Source organism: Comamonas sp. NyZ500 (assembly GCF_016772095.1).
In the GTDB taxonomy this organism is placed as follows: domain Bacteria; phylum Pseudomonadota; class Gammaproteobacteria; order Burkholderiales; family Burkholderiaceae_C; genus Comamonas; species Comamonas thiooxydans.
The window spans coordinates 19,445-36,583 of record NZ_JAEIJE010000031.1 but is presented as its reverse complement, the minus strand read 5'-3'; the positions used below and the strand labels follow the sequence as shown (position 1 = coordinate 36,583).

The window sequence follows — 17,139 nt, the reverse complement described above, 5'->3', positions numbered from 1 at the left end:
GCGCAACTGGTGACCCAGGGGGCGCAGGCGTCGAGCAGCATGCAATGGCAGGTGAAGAATCTTGTGGAAGCGATTGGTGTGTTTCGCTAGCCGACGCAAAAGGTTGAGACGGCATGGCCGCTATCGCTGCAATGAGCGGGCTGCCGTCCTTCTTGATGAGCGAGGTGTGGACGAGCCGATCATGGCAGGCGCCTCAGCCCCAGAGCTGTGGCTTGTTCACCATCAAATAATAGGTGCCAGCCATGGCCACAAAGGCAGGGTAGCCCAGGGCCTCCCAGCGCAACTGGTATTGCCGGAAAAGCGGCGGCAGGGCCTGGCTCTGGCTATGCGCCAGGGTCGCCATCGCCGCCATGCGGATCTGCAGCCAGACCACGGGCAGCCAGCAGATGCCGGCCAGCGCATAGAGGCCCAGCGAAAGCGTGAGCCAGGGAGTGGTGAGCGGCCAGCCTGCGAGATAGGCCATGGCAATGCCCGTGACCGGCTGAATGAAGACGCAGGGAGTAGTGAACCACCAGTCGGCCCGCACCACCAGGCGGCTGACCACTGCCTGGGCAGCGACCGAGCCGCTGCGGTTGGCAAAGAACATGTAGAAGGCCGAGCCGAGGCCGGTACCGACCAGCAGCACGCTGGAGAGGATGTGCAGTGTCTTGAGCAACAGATAGGTATTCATGATTCAAGCCTGTTGTACGAGTGATCTGTTTGCAGCAAGAACCACAGCATGGCGGCGATGGGCAGGTTCTTGAGCAGCGGCCCCAGGGGGTGCAGCCACAGCGTGGGTTGAAGAGCCGTGCCGATCACGGTCATGGCCGTCATCAGCAGCAGGGCGCTCAGGTAGATGGCGCGGCCTGGACGCAGCAGCAAGGCCAGACCCAGAGCCAAATCGGCCAGCAGGCCGGACCAGATGAGCAGTGCCTGCCAGCGTGTATCGCCAATGCCGCCCTGGTCCAGCAAGCGGGCACCTTCGTGGTTGAGGCCCGAGAGTCCGAGATAGTCCAGTGCGCTGACCAGAGCCGTGCCCAGCCAGACGACGACCAGACTCGCGTGCATGAATTGGGCAGCTTGCTTCTGCGGGTTGGGTCTGCTGCTGTTTTGCAACTCAGGCATGGCGGCGGCCTTCCTTGGGCAAGGTGGCCAGCATGGCATCCGGAGCCACGGGAGCGCGCCCCAGCAGCGAGGCCAGGGTCTGAGGATCGGTAACGTTGTCGTTTTCCAGCAAGGCCATGGTTTCACTGCACCAGGGCAGGGAAGGGATCTGGTCGCCGACTCTGGCGCTGCCCTTGCTCATCCAGTCGGGCAGGGCATATACCGATGCCGGGCCGTAACCCATCTGGTTGCGCAGGCTGGCGATGAAGGCTTCTGTCGAAAGTGGCTGGGGGCCGCCGATTTCGACGATACCTTCGGATGTGTCCGATGTCGCCATATGCGCGAGCACTTCGGCGAGGTCGCGCACGGCCACGGGCTGTATCTGGCTGCTGCGCATGAGTTCGGGCAGCAGCAGAACGGGCAGCCTGGCCAGATTCAGGAACAGCTGGCTGCTGGCTCCGCCCGCACCAAAGATGATGCTGGGTCGCACGACAACGGGATGGAGCCCGCCTTGTCTGCCCAGCGCCAGCAGATGCTCGTCGGCTGCGCGCTTGGTGCTTGCGTACTGGGTGCCGCCCTGACCCGCGCCCAGGGCCGAGACCTGTACCACGCGGCGCACGCCGGCCTGGGCACAGGCATCGAACAGCGCGATGGGAGCCAGAGAGTGCAGGGTCTGCAGATCCTGGTCGGGCTTGTCGCGCAAAGCACCGACGGCGTTGATGACGGCATCGATGCCCTGCAGATGCTCAAGCCATGCCTCGGCTGTGGTGCAGGAGCCAAAGTCCAGCGGCGGCTGGCTGTGGCGGCTGCGCACCACGGGGTCGTGGTCCAGCAGGGCCAGCGCATTCACGATATGTCGGCCCAGAAAGCCTGTGCCGCCGCAGATCAGAACTCGCATACGCTACTCCTTTGCAGTTTTCTGCCTTGACAGAATTCAGTTTGGCTTCAATCGTTGCCGCCATCCTTGCCTCGGACAAAGCGCTGGACGCTGGCGCCAAGGCGCAGGATCTTGTCCAGCGTGGCTGGAGACAGGCGCAGCATTTCGTCGGTCCAGATGCCCAGCGAATCCATGAGGCGCAGCGTCTCGTGCACGCGGTCCTGGGCATCGGGCGTTTCCTGCTCGAATTCGGGCTGGGCGATCAATTCGCGCAGCAGTGCGCTGGTGGGGTCGAACTCGCGCTGCTTGCGCTCTCGCACAATGGTGCGCAGCAGCTCCCAGACATCGGCCGAGGTCTCGAAATACTCGTGCCGGTCACCGCTCTTGCGGCTGCTGCGAATCAGGTTCCAGTTCAGCAGCTCCTTGAGGCTGTTGCTGACGTTGGAGCGTGCCGCGCCCAGGGTTTCGCAGATTTCGTCGGCATTGAGGGGACGGCCATGAAAGAACAGCAGTGCATGAATTTGTGCCACCGTGCGGTTCACGCCCCAGGCGTTGCCCATATCTCCCCAGTGATGCACAAAGCGTTCAGCGATAGGACTCAGTTGCATGAGATGAAGTGTGGTCTTGCTTGAAATTTCTGTCAATACAGAAATTTATATTCGTGCGAATGCCCGAGCGGGATCCGCAAGGTGTTTGTGCAGGCTGTGCGCATAGGGGGGCATGGCGGCAAGCAATTTTCTTGCAATGAAGAAATTTCGCATCGACCCGGTCGCTGCGTCGCTAATCGTAAAATAGCCGCATTACAGGGGCATGGAGCCCCGTCAGGGAAGGGAGAGTTCATGACCGCTGCATCCGTCCTGCGTGCCGCCTTGGTTCTGTCGGCCTGTGCTTGGGCCCAGGTCGCATCGGCTGCCTGCTATTTTGTCTATGCACCCAATAACGAGCTGATCTATCGCTCCAATGTGGCGCCGGTCGACCTGTCTCTGCCCCTGCATCAGACGGTGTCGCAGCTCTCCCCCGGAGCCCGCATGTTTTTCTCGCTCGACGAGTACAACTGTGCCACCGAGGTCAACCTGATCGCCGAGCGCGCCCAGATTGCTGCGGCGCGCAATAGCCGCGAGCGCAGGCTGCGTGAAGAGCAACGCTTCTGATTGCATAGCTGTCAGACAAGCTTCGGCGGCACATTGAGGCTTGATTTTGCCTTGCAGAGGGCCTACCGGCTGGGCGCGTGATATGGGCGTCCATGCAGTTTTTTGCCGTGGTCGGCTCTCGGGTATGGGGTGGCCTGAGACAATCGGGCACCATGAGTGAATCCCGCGACAACAAAATTCCCGAAAACCTGCCCGAAGTCCCGTCTGATGCCCCGGCGCTGCCCGAGGGCTGGCTGGAAGTGCTGTCCATGGACATGGATGCCCAGGGCGTAGCCCGCAAGCCCGACGGCAAGGTGGTCTTCATCGACGGCGCCCTGACCGGTGAAATCGTCAGCGCCAACACCCATCGCAAGAAGAACAACTGGGAAGCGGCCACGCTGACTGAAATCCACCGCGAGTCCTCGCAGCGTGTGACGCCCGGTTGCCCTAATTTCGGGCTGCATGCCGGCGCCTGTGGTGGCTGCAAGATGCAGCATCTGCATGTGGCGGCCCAGGTCGCCATCAAGCAGCGTGTACTGGAAGACAACCTCTGGCATCTGGCCAAGGTCAAGCCCGAGACGCTGCTGCGCCCCATCGAAGGCCCGGCCTGGGGCTATCGCTTTCGCTCGCGCCTGTCGGTGCGCTATGTGGCCAAGAAGGGCAAGGTGCTGGTGGGCTTCCACGAGCGCAAGAGCCGCTACATCGCGGACATGGAGGTTTGCAAGATTTTGCCGCCCCATGTGGATGCAATGCTCATGCCCATGCGCGCACTGATCGCCAGCATGGATGCGCGCGAAACCTGTCCTCAGATCGAAGTGGCTTGCGGCGACCATGTCACTGCCCTGGTGCTGCGTCATCTGGAGCCTCTGTCGGATGCCGACAAGCAGCGCCTGCGCGACTTTGCTGCCGAGCAGAACGTCCAGTGGTGGCTGCAGCCCAAGGGTCCGGATACCGTGCACCTGATGGAAGAAGGCGGTACACAGCTGTCCTATGGTCTGCCGGACTTCGGCATCACCATGCCGTTCAAGCCGACAGACTTCACCCAGGTCAATCCACATATCAACCGCGTGCTGGTCGCGCGCTCGCTGCGCCTGCTGGATGCTAAAAAGGACGAGCGCGTCATCGACTGGTTCTGCGGTCTTGGCAACTTCACGCTGCCCATTGCCACCATGGCGCGCGAGGTACTGGGCATTGAAGGTTCGGAAACCCTGGTCAAGCGCTCGCACGAGAACTATGCGGCCAACAACGCCACCCGTAGCGAAGACGACAAGCTGGCTTCCACCAGCTTTGTGGCGCGCAATCTGTTCGAGATGACTCCCGCCATGCTGATTGCCGACGGCAACTCCGACAAGTGGCTGGTCGATCCTCCGCGTGAAGGTGCGTTTGCCCTGTCCAAGGCACTGGCCGATATTCACCAGATCCGCATCGGCGCCAAGCAGACCGGCGTTGCCAGCGAAGAGCAGCCCGATTTGCTGCCTCCGCTGCCCGAGGGTCAGGAAAGCTGGCAGTTCCCCAAGCGCATTGTCTATGTGAGCTGCAACCCGGCCACGCTGGCGCGTGATGCAGGCTTGCTGGTGCACCAGGCCGGCTATCGCTGTGTGGCGGCGGGTGTGGTGAACATGTTCCCGCATACGGCGCATGTGGAGTCCATGGCCGTTTTCGAGCGGGCATAGCGAGCAAGCCCTGAACTGCGCCTGAGCGGCGCAGTTCAGCCGCCAAGCGACGTATCCAGAATCATCATCAGCACAAAGCCCAGCATGAGTCCTGTGGTGGCCCAGGCTTCATGGCCCTTGCGGTGGGATTCGGGAATGATTTCGTGGCTGATGACAAACAGCATGGCCCCGGCTGCAAAGCCCAGGCCCCAGGGCAGCAGCATGGTGGAGCTGCTGACCACGATGGCGCCGATCACGGCGCCCAGAGGCTCGACCAGCCCTGTCAGTGCACCCAGCACTACCGCAAAGCCTCGGGTATAGCCGGCAGCCAGCAAAGAGGCTGCGACCACGAAACCCTCGGGTACATCCTGTATGGCAATGCCCAGCGTGAGCGAGCTTGCGCGCAGCCCGTCGTTGGCTGCATAGCCCACGCCGATGGCCAGACCTTCGGGCAGGTTGTGAAGGGTGATGGCAATCACAAACAGCCAGGTGCGTCGCAGCTGGCGGGCATGGCTGCCTTCGCGGCCTTTGATGAAGTGCTCGTGCGGCAGCAGGCGGTCCATGGCCAGCAGAGCGGCACCGCCGAGCAAAATGGCGACGCCGATCATGGCACCGCCCAGCCATTCGCTGCTCCCGCTCGGGGTGGCGGCCCTGGCGGCTTCCAGTCCGGGCAGAATCAATGAAAAGGCGCAAGCGGCCAGCATCACTCCTGCGCCAAAGCCAAATAGAGTGTCCTGCGTGCGCTCGGATGGATGTTGGGTCAGCAGCACAGGCAGAGCGCCCAGCGCCGTTGCCAGCGCCGCCACGCTGCCGCCCAGCAGAGCATTCAGTGCTGCGGGATTGCTCTGCAGCTGTTTCCAGAGCATGGATGCCAGCACCAGAGCGCCGGCCACAGAGATCAGCAGCCCGAGTCTGGTCCTGAGCGGCAGAGGGGTATGGCTGGAAGAGGCGGTCTGCAGTCCGTCCGGGCCCATGGTTCAGCTCCTGACAGCCTGGGTGGCGGTAGCGAAGCGGCGCGCCACTTCGTCCCAGTCCACCACGTTGTAGAAAGCGGCGATGTATTCGGGACGGCGGTTCTGGTATTTCAGGTAATAGGCGTGTTCCCAGACATCCAGGGTCAGGATTGGTGTGTTGCCGCTGCCAATGCCAGGCATCAGAGGGCTGTCCTGATTGGCGCTGCTCTCCACATGCAGCTTGCCGCTGTGGTCCACGCTGAGCCAGGCCCAGCCGCTGCCGAAGCGGCTGATGGCGGCCTTGGTGAACTCGGTCTTGAAGTTCTCGAAGCCGCCCAGGTCCCTGTCAATGGCTGCCGCAAGAGCGCCCTGCGGCAGGCCGCCCCCTTTGGGAGACATGACTTGCCAGAACAAGCTGTGATTGGCATGGCCGCCGCCATTGTTGCGCACGGCCTGGCGCAGCGTCTGAGGCAGCGATTCGATCTTGACGAGCAGATCGTTCAGCGGCCATTGCGCGTACTCGCTGCCTTCGAGTGCCGCGTTGAGGTTGTTGACGTAGGTCTGGTGGTGCCTGGAGTAGTGAATCTCCATGGTTTGCGCATCGATATGCGGCTCCAGCGCTGCGTAGTCGTAGGCCAGTGGGGGCAGGGTGTAGCTCATGAGTAAAAGCCTTGGCGGTGAGAGAAGGGAGTCAGTGCATTGATGAATGCGCGGACTCGAAGCTGGCAAGGCGAGAGTGCCTGTTGCTGGCAAGGTGGACGGGTGCTGGGGCGCAGATGCCGCAGGCGCTATGGGGCCGTGCTGCCGCGTGCTCAGCCTGCGCGGCCAGGAGCTGCGGCAGATGACGATATATCGCCAGACTCAGGGACTGGCGGGTGGAGTCCTGCTGCAGCAATGGCATCAGGGCCTGTTGCGCCTCATGCAGGCATTCAAATGCAGCGCCCGCCCGGTCCGCTTCGACGAGGGCATCTGCCAGATTCAGGTGGGCAACCACATAAGCGGCGATACGGTCATCGTCGGCAATATCGCCGGACTCCGCGACCAGCAACTGCAAGCCTAGCTGTTGTGCATGTCTATAGTGTTCAAGTGCGGAGAGATGGCGATGCTCCAGCGTTGCGGCCAGTGCTGTGCGGGTCTGCTGCTTCCAGGCAGACAGCAAATCTGCAGCCCAGGTTTTTCCTGTGCCATGGCTCATGGAGCACCCTCGATGCAGGCTTGGGCAGCAACGACCTTTCCGTTCTCTCCCGATGGGTGAATGCGAACCACCCGCAAGGCGGTCGGCTGATCCACCAGCAGGCAGGTCTTGCCGGTGCGCTTGCAGTGATCCTTCACGCGCCAGTAGGCTCCATCGCTGATGCAACCTGTCTGGCAAATTACCAGGTCGGCGGCGTGCAGACTGTCTTCCAGTAGCTGCTGCTCGGACAAGGCCTGGGTGTCGGTATCCTCAACCAAAGGCCAGTCGATGCCGGACACTGTCTGTTCAGCTGTGGGTTGAGGTGTTTCCCGCAGCAGATCCAGTGCCATCGCCTGGGCCAGGGCGTGGCGCTGCTCACGCTCCCAGGCAAGAGCGCTGTCGCGGACAATGACCTTGGCCCTGAGCTGTACGAGCTGCTGCCGGAGTGCTTCGACTTCCCGTGCCAGCGACTGCATCTGTGCCGTGCAGCGGGTCTGCACTTCCGTATAGGTCAGCATGAGGGCCTCATGCTCAAGGCGTATTTGGTTGAAGTCATCATCTGGCACGGCAGTCTTGTCCCCATGGTTGAGAGCACAACAGAACTTGTCGCTGGGATGCGCGTATGTGCGGCTAAGAATGGAATCAATAGTCAATGAATATAAATGAGAATTGTTTGTGTTCAAAGTCCATAAAGGAAATATGACATCCGAGGTGCTTGGCGTGAGAGATGTCGAACATGAAAAAAGCCGTAGCAGTGTTGCTACGGCCTGTGGGGGCGTTGGCTGGCACTGGCCCGGAACTCATGATCCGGGCCTGGCACAAGCGATTTCAGCTGCGGTTGCGACTGGCGCTGTTTTCGGGCTCCGCAGTGCTGCGTTTTTCGGCTGCGCTCTGACCCAGTACGGAAGGTACGCCTTCGATCTTGTTGGAGCGCATGTATTCATCCATGTCCTTCCAGCCCGCAAACACAAGCGCCTTGGGCGCCTTGGGGTTGAGGACGTAGCAATCCTCCAGCCCGCGCATGGCATGCCGACAGGCACCACCAATGGCCTTGGCTTCGGACTCGCGCGCCACGGTGCGTGGGTCTGGACCCAGGCCCGGAATGTCTTCAATCTTGCAGCCTGCCAGTACCAGAGGCAGCAGGGCAATGGCAAGTGCGCGGGGAAGGTGGTTTGGCTTCATCTTGTCTGCTTATCGGCAGCGGCAGTCGGAAATTTAGGCCATGACTGAAATATCCATCAATGCGATGACCGCGCTTGACGTCAAGGTTACCGGAAACAAAAAGGAGTGCGCAAGGCACTCCTTTCTGCTTGGGTGGTGGCGAGGTTTAGTCGCGGTCGCCGCCCATGATACCCAGCAGGGCCAGCAGGCTCTGGAACACGTTGAACAGGTCCAGATACAGGGCCAGGGTGGCGCTGATGTAGTTGGTCTCGCCGCCGTCGATGATCTGCTTGAGGTCATACAGCATGTAGGCGGAGAAGATACCGATGGCCAGCATGGAGATGGCCATCATGCCTGCCGTGGAACCCACGAAGACATTGATGATGGCGCCTACCATCAGCACCAGAGCACCCACGAACAGGAACTTGCCCATGCCCGACAGGTCGCGCTTGATCACGGTGGCCAGCATGGCCATCACGAAGAACACGCCAGCAGTACCGGCAAAGGCGGTCATGATCAGCTGGGTGCCGTTGGAGAAGCCCAGAATCATGCCGATCAGGCGCGATAGCATCAGGCCCATGAAGAAGGTGAAGGCCAGCAGCACGGGCACGCCAGCGGCGCTGTGCTTGGTCTTTTCGATCGCGAACATGAAGCCGAAGGCGCCGACCATGAACACGATCAGGCCCACGCCGCCCGTCAGCGCGCGAGTCATGCCAGTGGCTACGCCCAGCCAAGCGCCCAGCACGGTGGGGATCAGGCTGAGTGCCAGCAGCCAGTAGGTATTGCGCAAGACACGGTTGCGCTCTTGCTGCGAGACACCGTAGCCCGCAGAGCCCAGTGTGGTGACTTGTTCGTTCATGTAGCCATTCCTCCTTCAGGAATTGTGTGTTGAAACATTGTCATTCTAGGTGGGGGTCTTGAGAAGCCTTTGCAATACCCCGTTGCAATGCGGCAGTTTTAGGATGGAATGTTTTTCACATCGCATCTACTTTTGCCTGCAAAGTACAGAATATGCTTGCTGCATTGACAATCCAACGGAGCTTTTTATCTTATGAAGACCAAGCACGAACTCGAACTGGCCGATGTGAAAGCCATCGCTGCGGCTGCCGAAGCTGAAGCACTGAAGAACAACTGGCCCGTGACGATCTCCATCGTGGACGACGGCGGCCATCTGCTGCTGTTGCAGCGTATGGATGGTGCTGCTCCCATCTCTTCGCATATCGCCCCCGCCAAGGCACGCTCTGCAGCCGTGGGCCGCAAGGACACCAAGGCTTTTGAAGACATGATCAACAATGGCCGTACCGCTTTCCTGAGCGCTCCGTTTGTGGACGGTCTGCTCGAAGGTGGCGTGGCCATCGTCAAGGACGGTCAGGTGCTGGGCGCTGTGGGTGTCTCGGGTGTGAAGGCCAACGAAGACGCACAGGTTGCCAAGGCCGGCATCGCAGCCCTGGGCCTGTAATGGCTTGATTTCTGCCGCTGCAGCGGCAGAGTCCAAAACAAAACCCCTGCCGCTTGATGCGCGCAGGGGTTTTGTTTTGGCGGGTTGCGAATGAGGAAAAAACGCGTGGCTATGTGAAGCGTAAGCACAAGAGAGGGCAGGTGCTCTACAACGACTATGGCTGGCGAATCGACACTTGCAGTGTCGCCCCACGATGAAACGGTTTATTTGGTCAGAATGAGCTTGCCCAGCTTGGTGGCCTGCAGGCGATAAGGAGTGCCGTTGTGCAGGATGGTGACTGCCTTCTGGCCGTTGAGCAGCAGGGCGCTGTCCAGGCCCAGGCTGGAGCCGGAAGCGGCTGAGGGGGTTGCAGCAGCCATGGAGGGGGTGCTACGGTTGTTGGGCTGTGAGGTCGCAACAAGCGGTGCAGACATGCCGTGATTCCTTAAGATCAAAAACTGGTGTAATGATAACAATTCTCAATTGAAAAGCAAGTGATACTTAATCTCATTCGCAAAAAACTGCCATTTATTTTTAATGTGGAATCTGTCCCGCCGCATCTGAAGACTTGTGCCTGCGGTCCATCAGCAGTTTGTGCCTGTGCCGGGCGGCTTGAGTGCTGTTTTGATGCAGGTTCCACAATAAAAAACGGCCCCTGAGGGCCGTTTTTTGCAAGCATGGGCTTATTTGGATGGGTCGGTCACAAAGCCTATTTTCTTGACGCCAGCGCGCTGGGCGGCGGCCATGGCCTGGGCCACGCGCTCGTAGCGCACTTCCTTGTCGCCGCGGATATGCAGGTCGGGCTGCGGCTCCTTGGCGGCCTCGGTCTGAAGATTGGTCTCCAGTTGCTCGTCACCGATTTCCTGGCCGTTCCAGGAATATTTACCGTCGGCCGTGATGCCCAGCTGCACGGTGGCAGGCTTGGTGTCCTCGGGCTGGTTGGTGGCGCGGGGCAGGTCCACGTTGACCGAGTGTTTCATCACGGGCACGGTGATGATGAAGATGATGAGCAGAACCAGCATGACGTCCACCAGAGGCGTCATATTGATCTCGTTCATCACATCATCGCTGTCCCCATCGTCCATGGTTCCGAATGACATGGCTTAGGCGCCTTTCTTCAGGGGCAGCACATTGCCAGAGACCTGGCCGTCCACGGAAACGCGGGCACCGGTCACGAAGTAGGCGTGCACGTCGTGGGCGAAGCTGTTGAGGGCGTTCAAAATGCCCTTGTTGCCACGTACCAGAGCGTTATAGCCCAGCACGGCGGGGATGGCGACGGCCAGGCCCAGAGCGGTCATGATCAGCGCCTCGCCGATGGGGCCGGCCACCTTATCGATGGATGACTGGCCGGACATGCCGATGGCCACCAGAGCGTGGTAGATGCCCCAGACGGTGCCGAACAGGCCGATGAAGGGGGCGGTCGAGCCCACGGAGGCCAGAATGGCCAGGCCGGATTGCAGGCGGGCCGTGAATTCGTTGATGCCGTTGCGCAGGCAGCGGGTCACCCAGTCGCTGATGTCCAGCGTGTCATGCAGGTGGACGCTGGTCTTGCGGTGGTGGGCGGAGGCTTCACGGCCTTCGAGCACCATGAAGCGGAAGGGGTTCTGCTTGTCGTCACCCAGCTTTTCCAGGCCGGTGGCCAGATCGGGGCTGTGCCAGAAGTCCTGCGCCTGAGTGGCGAACTTCTTGAATTTCACAATATCCAGCGCCTTGAGAATGATGACCAGCCAAGAGGCCACCGACATGACCAGCAAGATGATGGCCACGCCTTTGGTCACGAAGTCGCCCTGTGTCCAGACGTGGGCAATGCCGAATTGGGATTCCATGGGTACTCCTGAGAACTGCAGATTTATTTGAGAACAAAGTTGATGGGCACGATGTGCCACATGGGTTCGGCCACGCCGTTGCGCTTGCCGGGGACAAACTTCCACTGGCGCACGGTGTTGACGGCGGCGTCATCCAGGCGTTCAAAGCCGCTGGACTGCTTGATTTCGATTTTCTCGGGCTGGCCCTGCTCGTTGATATAGACGCGCAGCAGCACCTTGCCTTGTTCCCCCATGCGCTTGCTGACCGAAGGATAAGCGGGAGCGGGGTTGTTCAGATAGGCCGCATTGCTCGATGGCTGCTCGATCTTGGGCGGAGCTGGTGGTGCGGGAGGCGCAGGCGGAGCCGGAGGTGCCGGGGGCGCGGGTGGCGCCGGCGGTGTCTTGTCCGGTTTGCTGTCGCTGTCCTCCAATGCCCCCTGAGGTGCAGCCGGTGCCGGTGTCGGGTCCTTGATGGCCTTGGGCAGCGGAGTCTTCTTGACCTCGGGCTTGGGCTGCGGTTTGGTCTCGGGCTTGGGCGCTGGCGCCGGAGGCTTGGGTGGAGGGGGAGGGGCCGGCGGGGCAGGTTCGGCAGCCGGCGGTGCCACAAACTGGGCAATCACGCTGGCGGGAATCACTATCTCTGGCGGCTTTTGCTGTGCCAGGCCATGCTGCATGGCCCACAGGGCGGCAGCGTGCACGACAACCACAGCACCAGCAACTGCCATATTGCGGCTCGGGCCGCTGGCAGGTGCAAATCGATCAGACTGGGACATAAGAACGAGAAGAGCAACCAGCGCAGGCTGGGATCAGAAAGGAAAAGCGCTGGTCAACCGGCAATAGCAGGCACAGGAAGCAGGGCACGCAGACAGGATCGCATCATTCACGCAGGATCCACCAGGTGCATACCATCACGAGAATCAGACTGCCAAAGACGGCTGAGAGGACGGAGAGGTGGGCCATGCTTTGCTTTCCAGAATGTTGGTGGCAAGCTGAACCGTCTGCACCGACGCGCAGGATTGCGCTTCGTTGTGGATGGCCGCGATCGGATGGCTTGCACTGCACTGGGCGACGACATCGCGTGCGCAGCCTTCGCAGCGCCCGCATTGTGTGGCAACACCCAATTCAAACTGGATTTCGTCAAAGCTCATCCCCGCATGCGCGTGGCGTGCTATTTCTCGGTCAGAAACCCGGCGGCATACACAGACGATCATGGCTACAGGCAGTTGTTGCTGGCTATTGATGTAATAGGCGGAGTATAAATGAGAATCCATCGCATTTGCAACGCATGCCGCCAAATTACGCACAATCAGCAAGTGGTTAAAAGCCGGGGAGCGATCTGATCGAGGCTGGCGCAACCGGTCTGGGCCATGGCCAGCTCCAGCTCGGCGCGCAATAGATACAGCATATGTGCCACCCCCAGCATACCGGCCGCCGCCAGGGCATGCATTTGCGGCCGGCCCAGCAGCACGGCGCTGGCACCCAGGGCGATGGCCTTGAGCACATCGGTGCCCTGGCGCACGCCGCCGTCCATCAGCAGCGGAATATGGGCAGGCGTGGCCGCGCGAATGGCAGGCAGCACTTCGAGGGGGGAGACGGCGGTGTCCAGCACTCGCCCGCCATGGTTGGATACCACGATGGCATCGGCCCCCAGCTCCACGGCTTGCGCGGCGGCGCGGGCCGAGAGCAGACCTTTGACGATCAGCGGCAACCGGGTTTGCTGACGCAGCCAGACCAGGTCGTCCCAGGTGGGCGCGCCTCGGGCCAGCTCGCTGCCGAACAGAATGTGCTCGCTCATCAGATCGCCGGTCTGCCGTTGCTGGGGAATGCCACGCAGATTGACGGCCTCCACGCCTGGCGGCAGCGGGTAGCTGGAGCGCTTGATATGGGCGTCCACCGTCCAGACCAGCGCCTGATAATCGGCATCTTCGGCGCGGCGAATCAGCTGCAGCGTGTGCTCGCGCGTTGGCTGCTGGTAGAGCTGGAACCACAGCGGGCCGCTGCGCCCCAGCTCCTGCGCTGCAGCTTGCGCGGCCTGGGCGATTTCTTCGAGCGTGCAACTGGATAGGGTGCTGACCACCATGCCGGTGCGCATGGCCATGGCCGCGCGCGCCGTGGCGAGTTCGCCTTCGGGATGCGCCAGCTGTTGATAGGCAACTGGTGCCAGCAGCAACGGCCAGTCCAGACTCTGGCCCAGCAGGCTTTGCCGCGTATGCGCGGCGGACAGATCGGCGAGCGGCTCAGGACAGAGACGGATACGGTCGAAGGCCTGGCGGTTGTGGGCCAGAGTCAGACCCTGGTCCGCACCGCTTTCCAGGTGGGTCCAGGCCTGAGCCTCCATATGCTCGCGGGCCAGCCGGGCGTAGTCCGCCAGGGAACCTATCTGCGCGGAAATCTGCGTCAGTGGCGGTTTGACGGGCTGGCCAGCGGCATTCAAAGGTTCAACAGTCATAAATCAAGCCGGTTGGATGGGGGCGAGGCAGCAAAGCAGGTGCGGTGTAGGGGGAGACAGCCGGCGAGGGCTACCCGGCAGCGCAGGCTGTCGTCTCCCAGGGGGCTAGCTTTCAGACCACATGCGCAAGAGATTGTGATAGGTACCCGAGAGGGCGGCGATGCGCGGATGCTCGGGCTGTTCTTGCGTGAGTTGCTGAATGCTCTGGTCCAGATCAAACAGCAGACGGCGTTGCTCTGCCGACTTGACCAGGCTGTGCGTCCAGAAGAACGAGGCATAGCGCGTGCCGCGCGTCACGGGGTTGACTCGGTGCAAGCTGGTGCCGGGGTAGACGATGGCATCGCCGGCCGCGAGCTTCACGCTTTGCTGGCCGAAAGTGTCTTCCACCATCAGCTCGCCGCCTTCGTATTCGTCGGGGTCGCTGAAGAACACCGTGGTGGAGACATCGGTTCTGACCTTGATGGCCGTGCCCGGAATGGTGAAGAAGGCGTTGTCGATATGGTTGCCATAAGTGCCTCCACCCTCATAGCGATTGAAGCGCGGCGGCAGGACCTTGAGCGGCAGGGCTGCCGACATGAACAGCGGGTTGCGGCCCAGCCGGTCCAGGATCAGATCGCCTATCTGCTGGCCGGTCTTGCTGTCCAGCGGCAGTTGCAGATTGCTCTTGACCTGAGCGGCCACGTGGCCGGCCGTGGTCTTTCCGTCCTGCCAGCTGGCGGCTTCCAGCGCCTGACGGCAGTGGCGTACTTCATCGGGAGTGAGCAGGCTGGGGATGCGTAGCAACATGGCAGGAGTGAGGCGATATCTATCTGTTGATGATCCGGGTTACATCATTAACCATAGCGGGTAGCGCTTGATGCCTATAGCTTTCAATGACTTATTGGCTTGAAAACATTTGTGGACAGGCGCTATAAGCTATGGTTTTGATGGCAAAGATCAGGCTTTGCGAGCGGCAATGCGCTTGACCCGCCAAGTGTGCATGTAAAAAGCCCCGCTGGCATCAGAGGCCTGCGGGGCTTTGGGGCATGGTTTGCAGCCAGGCTGCGCCAGATCAAGCGCAGGCAGGACTGCCATTGCTCCTGTCAGTACATGAATTAGTACGTGAACTTGAGCGAGGCCACGGCCGAGCGGCCAGCGCCCATATTGGCGTAATGAGGCGAGCGCACGCCGGTGTAGTACACCTTGTTGCCCAGGTTGTAGACGTTCAGCTGGAAGCTCAGGTTCTTGTCGATCTGGTAGGCCATCATCGCGTCGTAACGGGCATAGCCGGAAGCGCCCTTGGTCACGATGCCCCCCTTGCCTTGAATGTAGCTGGCAGCAACGTCGCTCTGAGCATAGATACCCAGGCCCAAGGTCAGCTTGGCCATGGGCTTGTAGCTGGTCCACAGGCTGAAGCTGTGCTTGGGCGTGTTGTAGAAGGGCAGGCCATTGCGAACATCGTCCTTGCCCATGTTCTTGAATTCGCTATCCATAAAGGTATAGCCGCCGAACACGCTCAGATTGGACAGGATCTGGCCGGTAAAGCCCAGTTCGATGCCATTGACTTCCTTGTTGCCGCCCATGTACGTGCCGGTTGCATCGCTGATGCGCACATTGGTCACTTCATTGCGGAAGACTGCGGCAGTCAGGTTCAGCTTTTTGTCCAGCAGGTCCCACTTGGTGCCCAGCTCGATGGACTTGGTCTTTTCCGGCTTCAGGCTGATCAGCGCATCGGTGGTCGTGGTCAGGTCCTCGCTGCCGTTGCCCAGAGTCGAGCCACCGGGGCGCGAAGAGGTACCGATGTTGGCGTAGATGCTGCCATTGGATGAGGGCTTGTAGACCACACCCAGCTGGTAGTTGAACATCGTATCGCTGCGGCTCAGGTCATACGCCGGGTAGGCGCTGGCGCCACGGCCGCCGGCGGGGCCGGAAGCGTTGAGCTTGTAGTGGTCCACGCGCAGACCTGCATTCACCAGCCATTGCTCGTTGAGCTTCAGAGTATCAAAGCCGTAAACAGCAATGGTGTCGATTTTGTTGACGGTGGATTGCGCTGGGAGAGTCAAGGGGACATTCCAGGCTGCATTGGCGCCGCTGGGGTTGCTCAAGGTGGTGCACCAGGGGTCGGACACCGAGGTGCACACGCCGGTGCCGCTCTGGATGGCGCCCGAGCTGCCGTCAGCCTTTTCCTTGGACAGTTCCAGACCGAAGGCATAGCTGTGGCCGATGGAGCCGGTCTGCTCCTTGCCGGTAAATTCGGTGACGTTCTGCAGCGTGGTGGTGTCATAGACACGGTAGTTGCCACGGCGCCAGACATAGCCATTGAGGGCATTGCCCTTGGAGTCGTCGGGCTGGGTCCAGATATAGTCCTGCTTGGTCTTGCTATAGCGCAGGCTGTTGCGGATCTTGTTGGTGTCGGTGAACTTGTGGGTGACCGAAGCGGTGAACAGATCGCTCTTTTCCTTCTCGTAGTCACGGTTGTTCAGGCCGTACCAGTTGTCGCGGCTGTTGCCGTAAGTGGGGCGAATCTTGGAGCCGCCGGGCAGTTGCGTTGCGTTGGTTGAACCGGCTGCGTTGACACCATTGCTATACAGATAAGGCACGCCGCCGTCGGGGGTGTTGTCGGTCTGCAGATGCTGCCAGGACAGCGTCACTTCGGTGGCTGTGCCCATGCCGAAGGTCACGGTGGGGGCAATGCCCCAGCGCTTGTTGTCAGGACCGTTGCGGCCGGGAACGTCGGCACTGTGGCCCATGGCGTTCAGGCGAATGCCGGTGGTCTCGTTGATCTTGCGGTTGATGTCCAGCGTGCCACGCAGATAGTTGTCGGTGCCCAGGCCCACGTCGCCGGAGATGAAGTTCTCGTTCTTGGCCTTCTTGGTGGAGATATTGATGGAGCCACCAGCGCCGCCACGACCGGCATAGGCCGAGTCGGCGCCCTTGATGACTTCCACGGCTTCGACGTTGAACAGCTCGCGGGTGCCGGAGGCGATGTCACGCATGCCGTCCACAAAGGTGCTGGACTGGGCGTCCATGCCGCGGATGAAAGGCTGGTCGCCGGTGGGGTTGCCGCCTTCGCCGTTGCCGAAGGTGATGCCGGGGGTGGAGCGCAGGGCATCTTGCAGGCTGGTGGCGCCGGTCTGCTTGATGATCTCTTCATTGATGACCTGAACGGTCTTGGGCGTGTCCAGCAAAGGGGCGGTGAACTTGCCTTGAGGGCTGGCTTCGGTTTTGAAGCTGGCGTCGGCAGAGGCTTCCACATTCACGGTGGACAAGGTGGTTTCCTGCTGAGCCATCGCGCTGGCGCCAATCAGGCACAGGCCTGCGGCAATCACGATTTGCTTGAGCTCGCAGCGCAAGCCGTTGGAGTCGGTCGGGGTCAGATGGTTGTTGGACATGCTTTTGATGAAGAGTCGATTTTTTGAAAAAGCGTGCGGATTCTAG

The 17,139-nt window shown here is 61.0% G+C and carries 21 protein-coding genes; 4 read left to right on the top strand and 17 right to left on the bottom strand.

Annotated elements, in window-relative coordinates:
• Positions 1 to 193 precede the first annotated feature (193 nt).
• From JAO85_RS24535 to JAO85_RS24520, 4 genes are read right to left on the bottom strand one after another with little or no spacing between them, the layout of a single operon-like run.
• Positions 194 to 670 (bottom strand): DUF2269 domain-containing protein, encoded by a 477-nt coding sequence (locus tag JAO85_RS24535; RefSeq protein ID WP_039051225.1) that lies wholly within the window; start codon positions 668 to 670, stop codon positions 194 to 196.
• Complete coding sequence (locus JAO85_RS24530; RefSeq protein WP_202789222.1) at positions 667 to 1,104, bottom strand: DoxX-like family protein; 438 nt, start codon at positions 1,102 to 1,104, stop codon at positions 667 to 669. The genes JAO85_RS24535 and JAO85_RS24530 overlap by 4 nt, the downstream gene beginning before the upstream one ends.
• Positions 1,097 to 1,981, bottom strand: coding sequence for an NAD-dependent epimerase/dehydratase family protein (locus tag JAO85_RS24525; protein ID WP_054075569.1), 885 nt, complete (start codon positions 1,979 to 1,981; stop codon positions 1,097 to 1,099). The genes JAO85_RS24530 and JAO85_RS24525 overlap by 8 nt, the downstream gene beginning before the upstream one ends.
• A 47-nt stretch (positions 1,982 to 2,028) precedes the next feature.
• A complete protein-coding gene (locus tag JAO85_RS24520) occupies positions 2,029 to 2,568 on the bottom strand; it encodes a GbsR/MarR family transcriptional regulator (protein ID WP_202789221.1) in 540 nt (179 codons plus the stop codon).
• A gap of 231 nt (positions 2,569 to 2,799) precedes the next feature.
• On the opposite strand from JAO85_RS24520, the gene JAO85_RS24515 reads away from it, so the two are divergent.
• Entirely contained in the window at positions 2,800 to 3,111 is a 312-nt protein-coding gene (locus tag JAO85_RS24515; RefSeq protein ID WP_202789220.1) for a hypothetical protein, read from the top strand.
• A 152-nt stretch (positions 3,112 to 3,263) separates the two neighbouring features.
• On the top strand, positions 3,264 to 4,763 hold the full coding sequence (gene rlmD, locus JAO85_RS24510) for a 23S rRNA (uracil(1939)-C(5))-methyltransferase RlmD (protein ID WP_202789219.1): 1,500 nt from the start codon (positions 3,264 to 3,266) through the stop codon (positions 4,761 to 4,763).
• 35 nt (positions 4,764 to 4,798) lie between these two features.
• On the opposite strand, the gene JAO85_RS24505 is transcribed toward rlmD, so the two are convergent.
• Both JAO85_RS24505 and JAO85_RS24500 read right to left on the bottom strand, forming a co-directional pair.
• Complete coding sequence (locus JAO85_RS24505; RefSeq protein ID WP_003064130.1) at positions 4,799 to 5,716, bottom strand: ZIP family metal transporter; 918 nt, start codon at positions 5,714 to 5,716, stop codon at positions 4,799 to 4,801.
• A 3-nt stretch (positions 5,717 to 5,719) separates the two neighbouring features.
• The gene (locus JAO85_RS24500; RefSeq protein ID WP_202789218.1) at positions 5,720 to 6,355 is read right to left on the bottom strand and encodes a superoxide dismutase; all 636 of its coding nucleotides are present in this window, start codon (positions 6,353 to 6,355) and stop codon (positions 5,720 to 5,722) included.
• A gap of 181 nt (positions 6,356 to 6,536) precedes the next feature.
• Here JAO85_RS24500 and JAO85_RS24495 point away from each other — a divergent pair, with 181 nt between their 5' ends.
• On the top strand, positions 6,537 to 6,755 hold the full coding sequence (locus JAO85_RS24495) for a hypothetical protein (protein ID WP_237734994.1): 219 nt from the start codon (positions 6,537 to 6,539) through the stop codon (positions 6,753 to 6,755).
• Between the two features lie 131 nt (positions 6,756 to 6,886).
• Here JAO85_RS24495 and JAO85_RS24490 read toward each other — a convergent pair whose 3' ends face one another.
• The 3 genes from JAO85_RS24490 to JAO85_RS24480 form a co-directional block, all read right to left on the bottom strand.
• Positions 6,887 to 7,387 carry a DUF2325 domain-containing protein gene (locus JAO85_RS24490; protein WP_012838992.1) on the bottom strand — a complete coding sequence of 167 codons (501 nt, stop codon included), beginning with the start codon at positions 7,385 to 7,387 and terminating at the stop codon, positions 6,887 to 6,889.
• Positions 7,388 to 7,697: 310 nt separating this feature from the next.
• Entirely contained in the window at positions 7,698 to 8,051 is a 354-nt protein-coding gene (locus JAO85_RS24485; RefSeq protein ID WP_003064119.1) for a hypothetical protein, read from the bottom strand.
• Positions 8,052 to 8,196: 145 nt separating this feature from the next.
• On the bottom strand, positions 8,197 to 8,889 hold the full coding sequence (locus JAO85_RS24480) for a Bax inhibitor-1/YccA family protein (protein ID WP_003053535.1): 693 nt from the start codon (positions 8,887 to 8,889) through the stop codon (positions 8,197 to 8,199).
• Positions 8,890 to 9,081: 192 nt separating this feature from the next.
• Here JAO85_RS24480 and JAO85_RS24475 point away from each other — a divergent pair, with 192 nt between their 5' ends.
• Positions 9,082 to 9,489 carry a heme-binding protein gene (locus tag JAO85_RS24475; protein ID WP_003053536.1) on the top strand — a complete coding sequence of 136 codons (408 nt, stop codon included), beginning with the start codon at positions 9,082 to 9,084 and terminating at the stop codon, positions 9,487 to 9,489.
• 203 nt (positions 9,490 to 9,692) lie between these two features.
• Here the strand turns inward: JAO85_RS24475 and hemP are convergent, their stop codons facing one another.
• The 8 genes from hemP to JAO85_RS24435 all read right to left on the bottom strand — a co-directional run bounded on the left by hemP (position 9,693) and on the right by JAO85_RS24435 (position 17,093).
• On the bottom strand, positions 9,693 to 9,902 hold the full coding sequence (gene hemP, locus JAO85_RS24470; RefSeq protein WP_003069932.1) for a hemin uptake protein HemP: 210 nt from the start codon (positions 9,900 to 9,902) through the stop codon (positions 9,693 to 9,695).
• A 249-nt stretch (positions 9,903 to 10,151) separates the two neighbouring features.
• Positions 10,152 to 10,568, bottom strand: coding sequence for a biopolymer transporter ExbD (locus tag JAO85_RS24465; protein WP_039051230.1), 417 nt, complete (start codon positions 10,566 to 10,568; stop codon positions 10,152 to 10,154).
• Positions 10,569 to 10,571: 3 nt separating this feature from the next.
• Positions 10,572 to 11,294 (bottom strand): MotA/TolQ/ExbB proton channel family protein, encoded by a 723-nt coding sequence (locus JAO85_RS24460; RefSeq protein WP_003069935.1) that lies wholly within the window; start codon positions 11,292 to 11,294, stop codon positions 10,572 to 10,574.
• Between the two features lie 23 nt (positions 11,295 to 11,317).
• Entirely contained in the window at positions 11,318 to 12,046 is a 729-nt protein-coding gene (locus tag JAO85_RS24455) for an energy transducer TonB (protein WP_012838990.1), read from the bottom strand.
• Positions 12,047 to 12,190: 144 nt separating this feature from the next.
• Positions 12,191 to 12,484, bottom strand: coding sequence for a bacterioferritin-associated ferredoxin (locus tag JAO85_RS24450; protein ID WP_034358951.1), 294 nt, complete (start codon positions 12,482 to 12,484; stop codon positions 12,191 to 12,193).
• A gap of 95 nt (positions 12,485 to 12,579) precedes the next feature.
• A complete protein-coding gene (locus tag JAO85_RS24445) occupies positions 12,580 to 13,707 on the bottom strand; it encodes an alpha-hydroxy acid oxidase (RefSeq protein WP_202789224.1) in 1,128 nt (375 codons plus the stop codon).
• Positions 13,708 to 13,827: 120 nt separating this feature from the next.
• Complete coding sequence (locus JAO85_RS24440; protein WP_012838987.1) at positions 13,828 to 14,508, bottom strand: Fe2+-dependent dioxygenase; 681 nt, start codon at positions 14,506 to 14,508, stop codon at positions 13,828 to 13,830.
• Positions 14,509 to 14,816: 308 nt separating this feature from the next.
• Entirely contained in the window at positions 14,817 to 17,093 is a 2,277-nt protein-coding gene (locus JAO85_RS24435; RefSeq protein WP_202789217.1) for a TonB-dependent siderophore receptor, read from the bottom strand.
• Positions 17,094 to 17,139: the final 46 nt, after the last annotated feature.

Coding starts and splice junctions, on each gene's coding strand:
- JAO85_RS24535 (WP_039051225.1), bottom strand. CDS start 670: ATGAATACCTATCTGTTGCTCAAGACACTGCACATCCTCTCCAGCGTG.
- JAO85_RS24530 (WP_202789222.1), bottom strand. CDS start 1,104: ATGCCTGAGTTGCAAAACAGCAGCAGACCCAACCCGCAGAAGCAAGCT.
- JAO85_RS24525 (WP_054075569.1), bottom strand. CDS start 1,981: ATGCGAGTTCTGATCTGCGGCGGCACAGGCTTTCTGGGCCGACATATC.
- JAO85_RS24520 (WP_202789221.1), bottom strand. CDS start 2,568: ATGCAACTGAGTCCTATCGCTGAACGCTTTGTGCATCACTGGGGAGAT.
- JAO85_RS24515 (WP_202789220.1), top strand. CDS start 2,800: ATGACCGCTGCATCCGTCCTGCGTGCCGCCTTGGTTCTGTCGGCCTGT.
- rlmD (WP_202789219.1), top strand. CDS start 3,264: ATGAGTGAATCCCGCGACAACAAAATTCCCGAAAACCTGCCCGAAGTC.
- JAO85_RS24505 (WP_003064130.1), bottom strand. CDS start 5,716: ATGGGCCCGGACGGACTGCAGACCGCCTCTTCCAGCCATACCCCTCTG.
- JAO85_RS24500 (WP_202789218.1), bottom strand. CDS start 6,355: ATGAGCTACACCCTGCCCCCACTGGCCTACGACTACGCAGCGCTGGAG.
- JAO85_RS24495 (WP_237734994.1), top strand. CDS start 6,537: ATGACGATATATCGCCAGACTCAGGGACTGGCGGGTGGAGTCCTGCTG.
- JAO85_RS24490 (WP_012838992.1), bottom strand. CDS start 7,387: ATGCTGACCTATACGGAAGTGCAGACCCGCTGCACGGCACAGATGCAG.
- JAO85_RS24485 (WP_003064119.1), bottom strand. CDS start 8,051: ATGAAGCCAAACCACCTTCCCCGCGCACTTGCCATTGCCCTGCTGCCT.
- JAO85_RS24480 (WP_003053535.1), bottom strand. CDS start 8,889: ATGAACGAACAAGTCACCACACTGGGCTCTGCGGGCTACGGTGTCTCG.
- JAO85_RS24475 (WP_003053536.1), top strand. CDS start 9,082: ATGAAGACCAAGCACGAACTCGAACTGGCCGATGTGAAAGCCATCGCT.
- hemP (WP_003069932.1), bottom strand. CDS start 9,902: ATGTCTGCACCGCTTGTTGCGACCTCACAGCCCAACAACCGTAGCACC.
- JAO85_RS24465 (WP_039051230.1), bottom strand. CDS start 10,568: ATGTCATTCGGAACCATGGACGATGGGGACAGCGATGATGTGATGAAC.
- JAO85_RS24460 (WP_003069935.1), bottom strand. CDS start 11,294: ATGGAATCCCAATTCGGCATTGCCCACGTCTGGACACAGGGCGACTTC.
- JAO85_RS24455 (WP_012838990.1), bottom strand. CDS start 12,046: ATGTCCCAGTCTGATCGATTTGCACCTGCCAGCGGCCCGAGCCGCAAT.
- JAO85_RS24450 (WP_034358951.1), bottom strand. CDS start 12,484: ATGATCGTCTGTGTATGCCGCCGGGTTTCTGACCGAGAAATAGCACGC.
- JAO85_RS24440 (WP_012838987.1), bottom strand. CDS start 14,508: ATGTTGCTACGCATCCCCAGCCTGCTCACTCCCGATGAAGTACGCCAC.
- JAO85_RS24435 (WP_202789217.1), bottom strand. CDS start 17,093: ATGTCCAACAACCATCTGACCCCGACCGACTCCAACGGCTTGCGCTGC.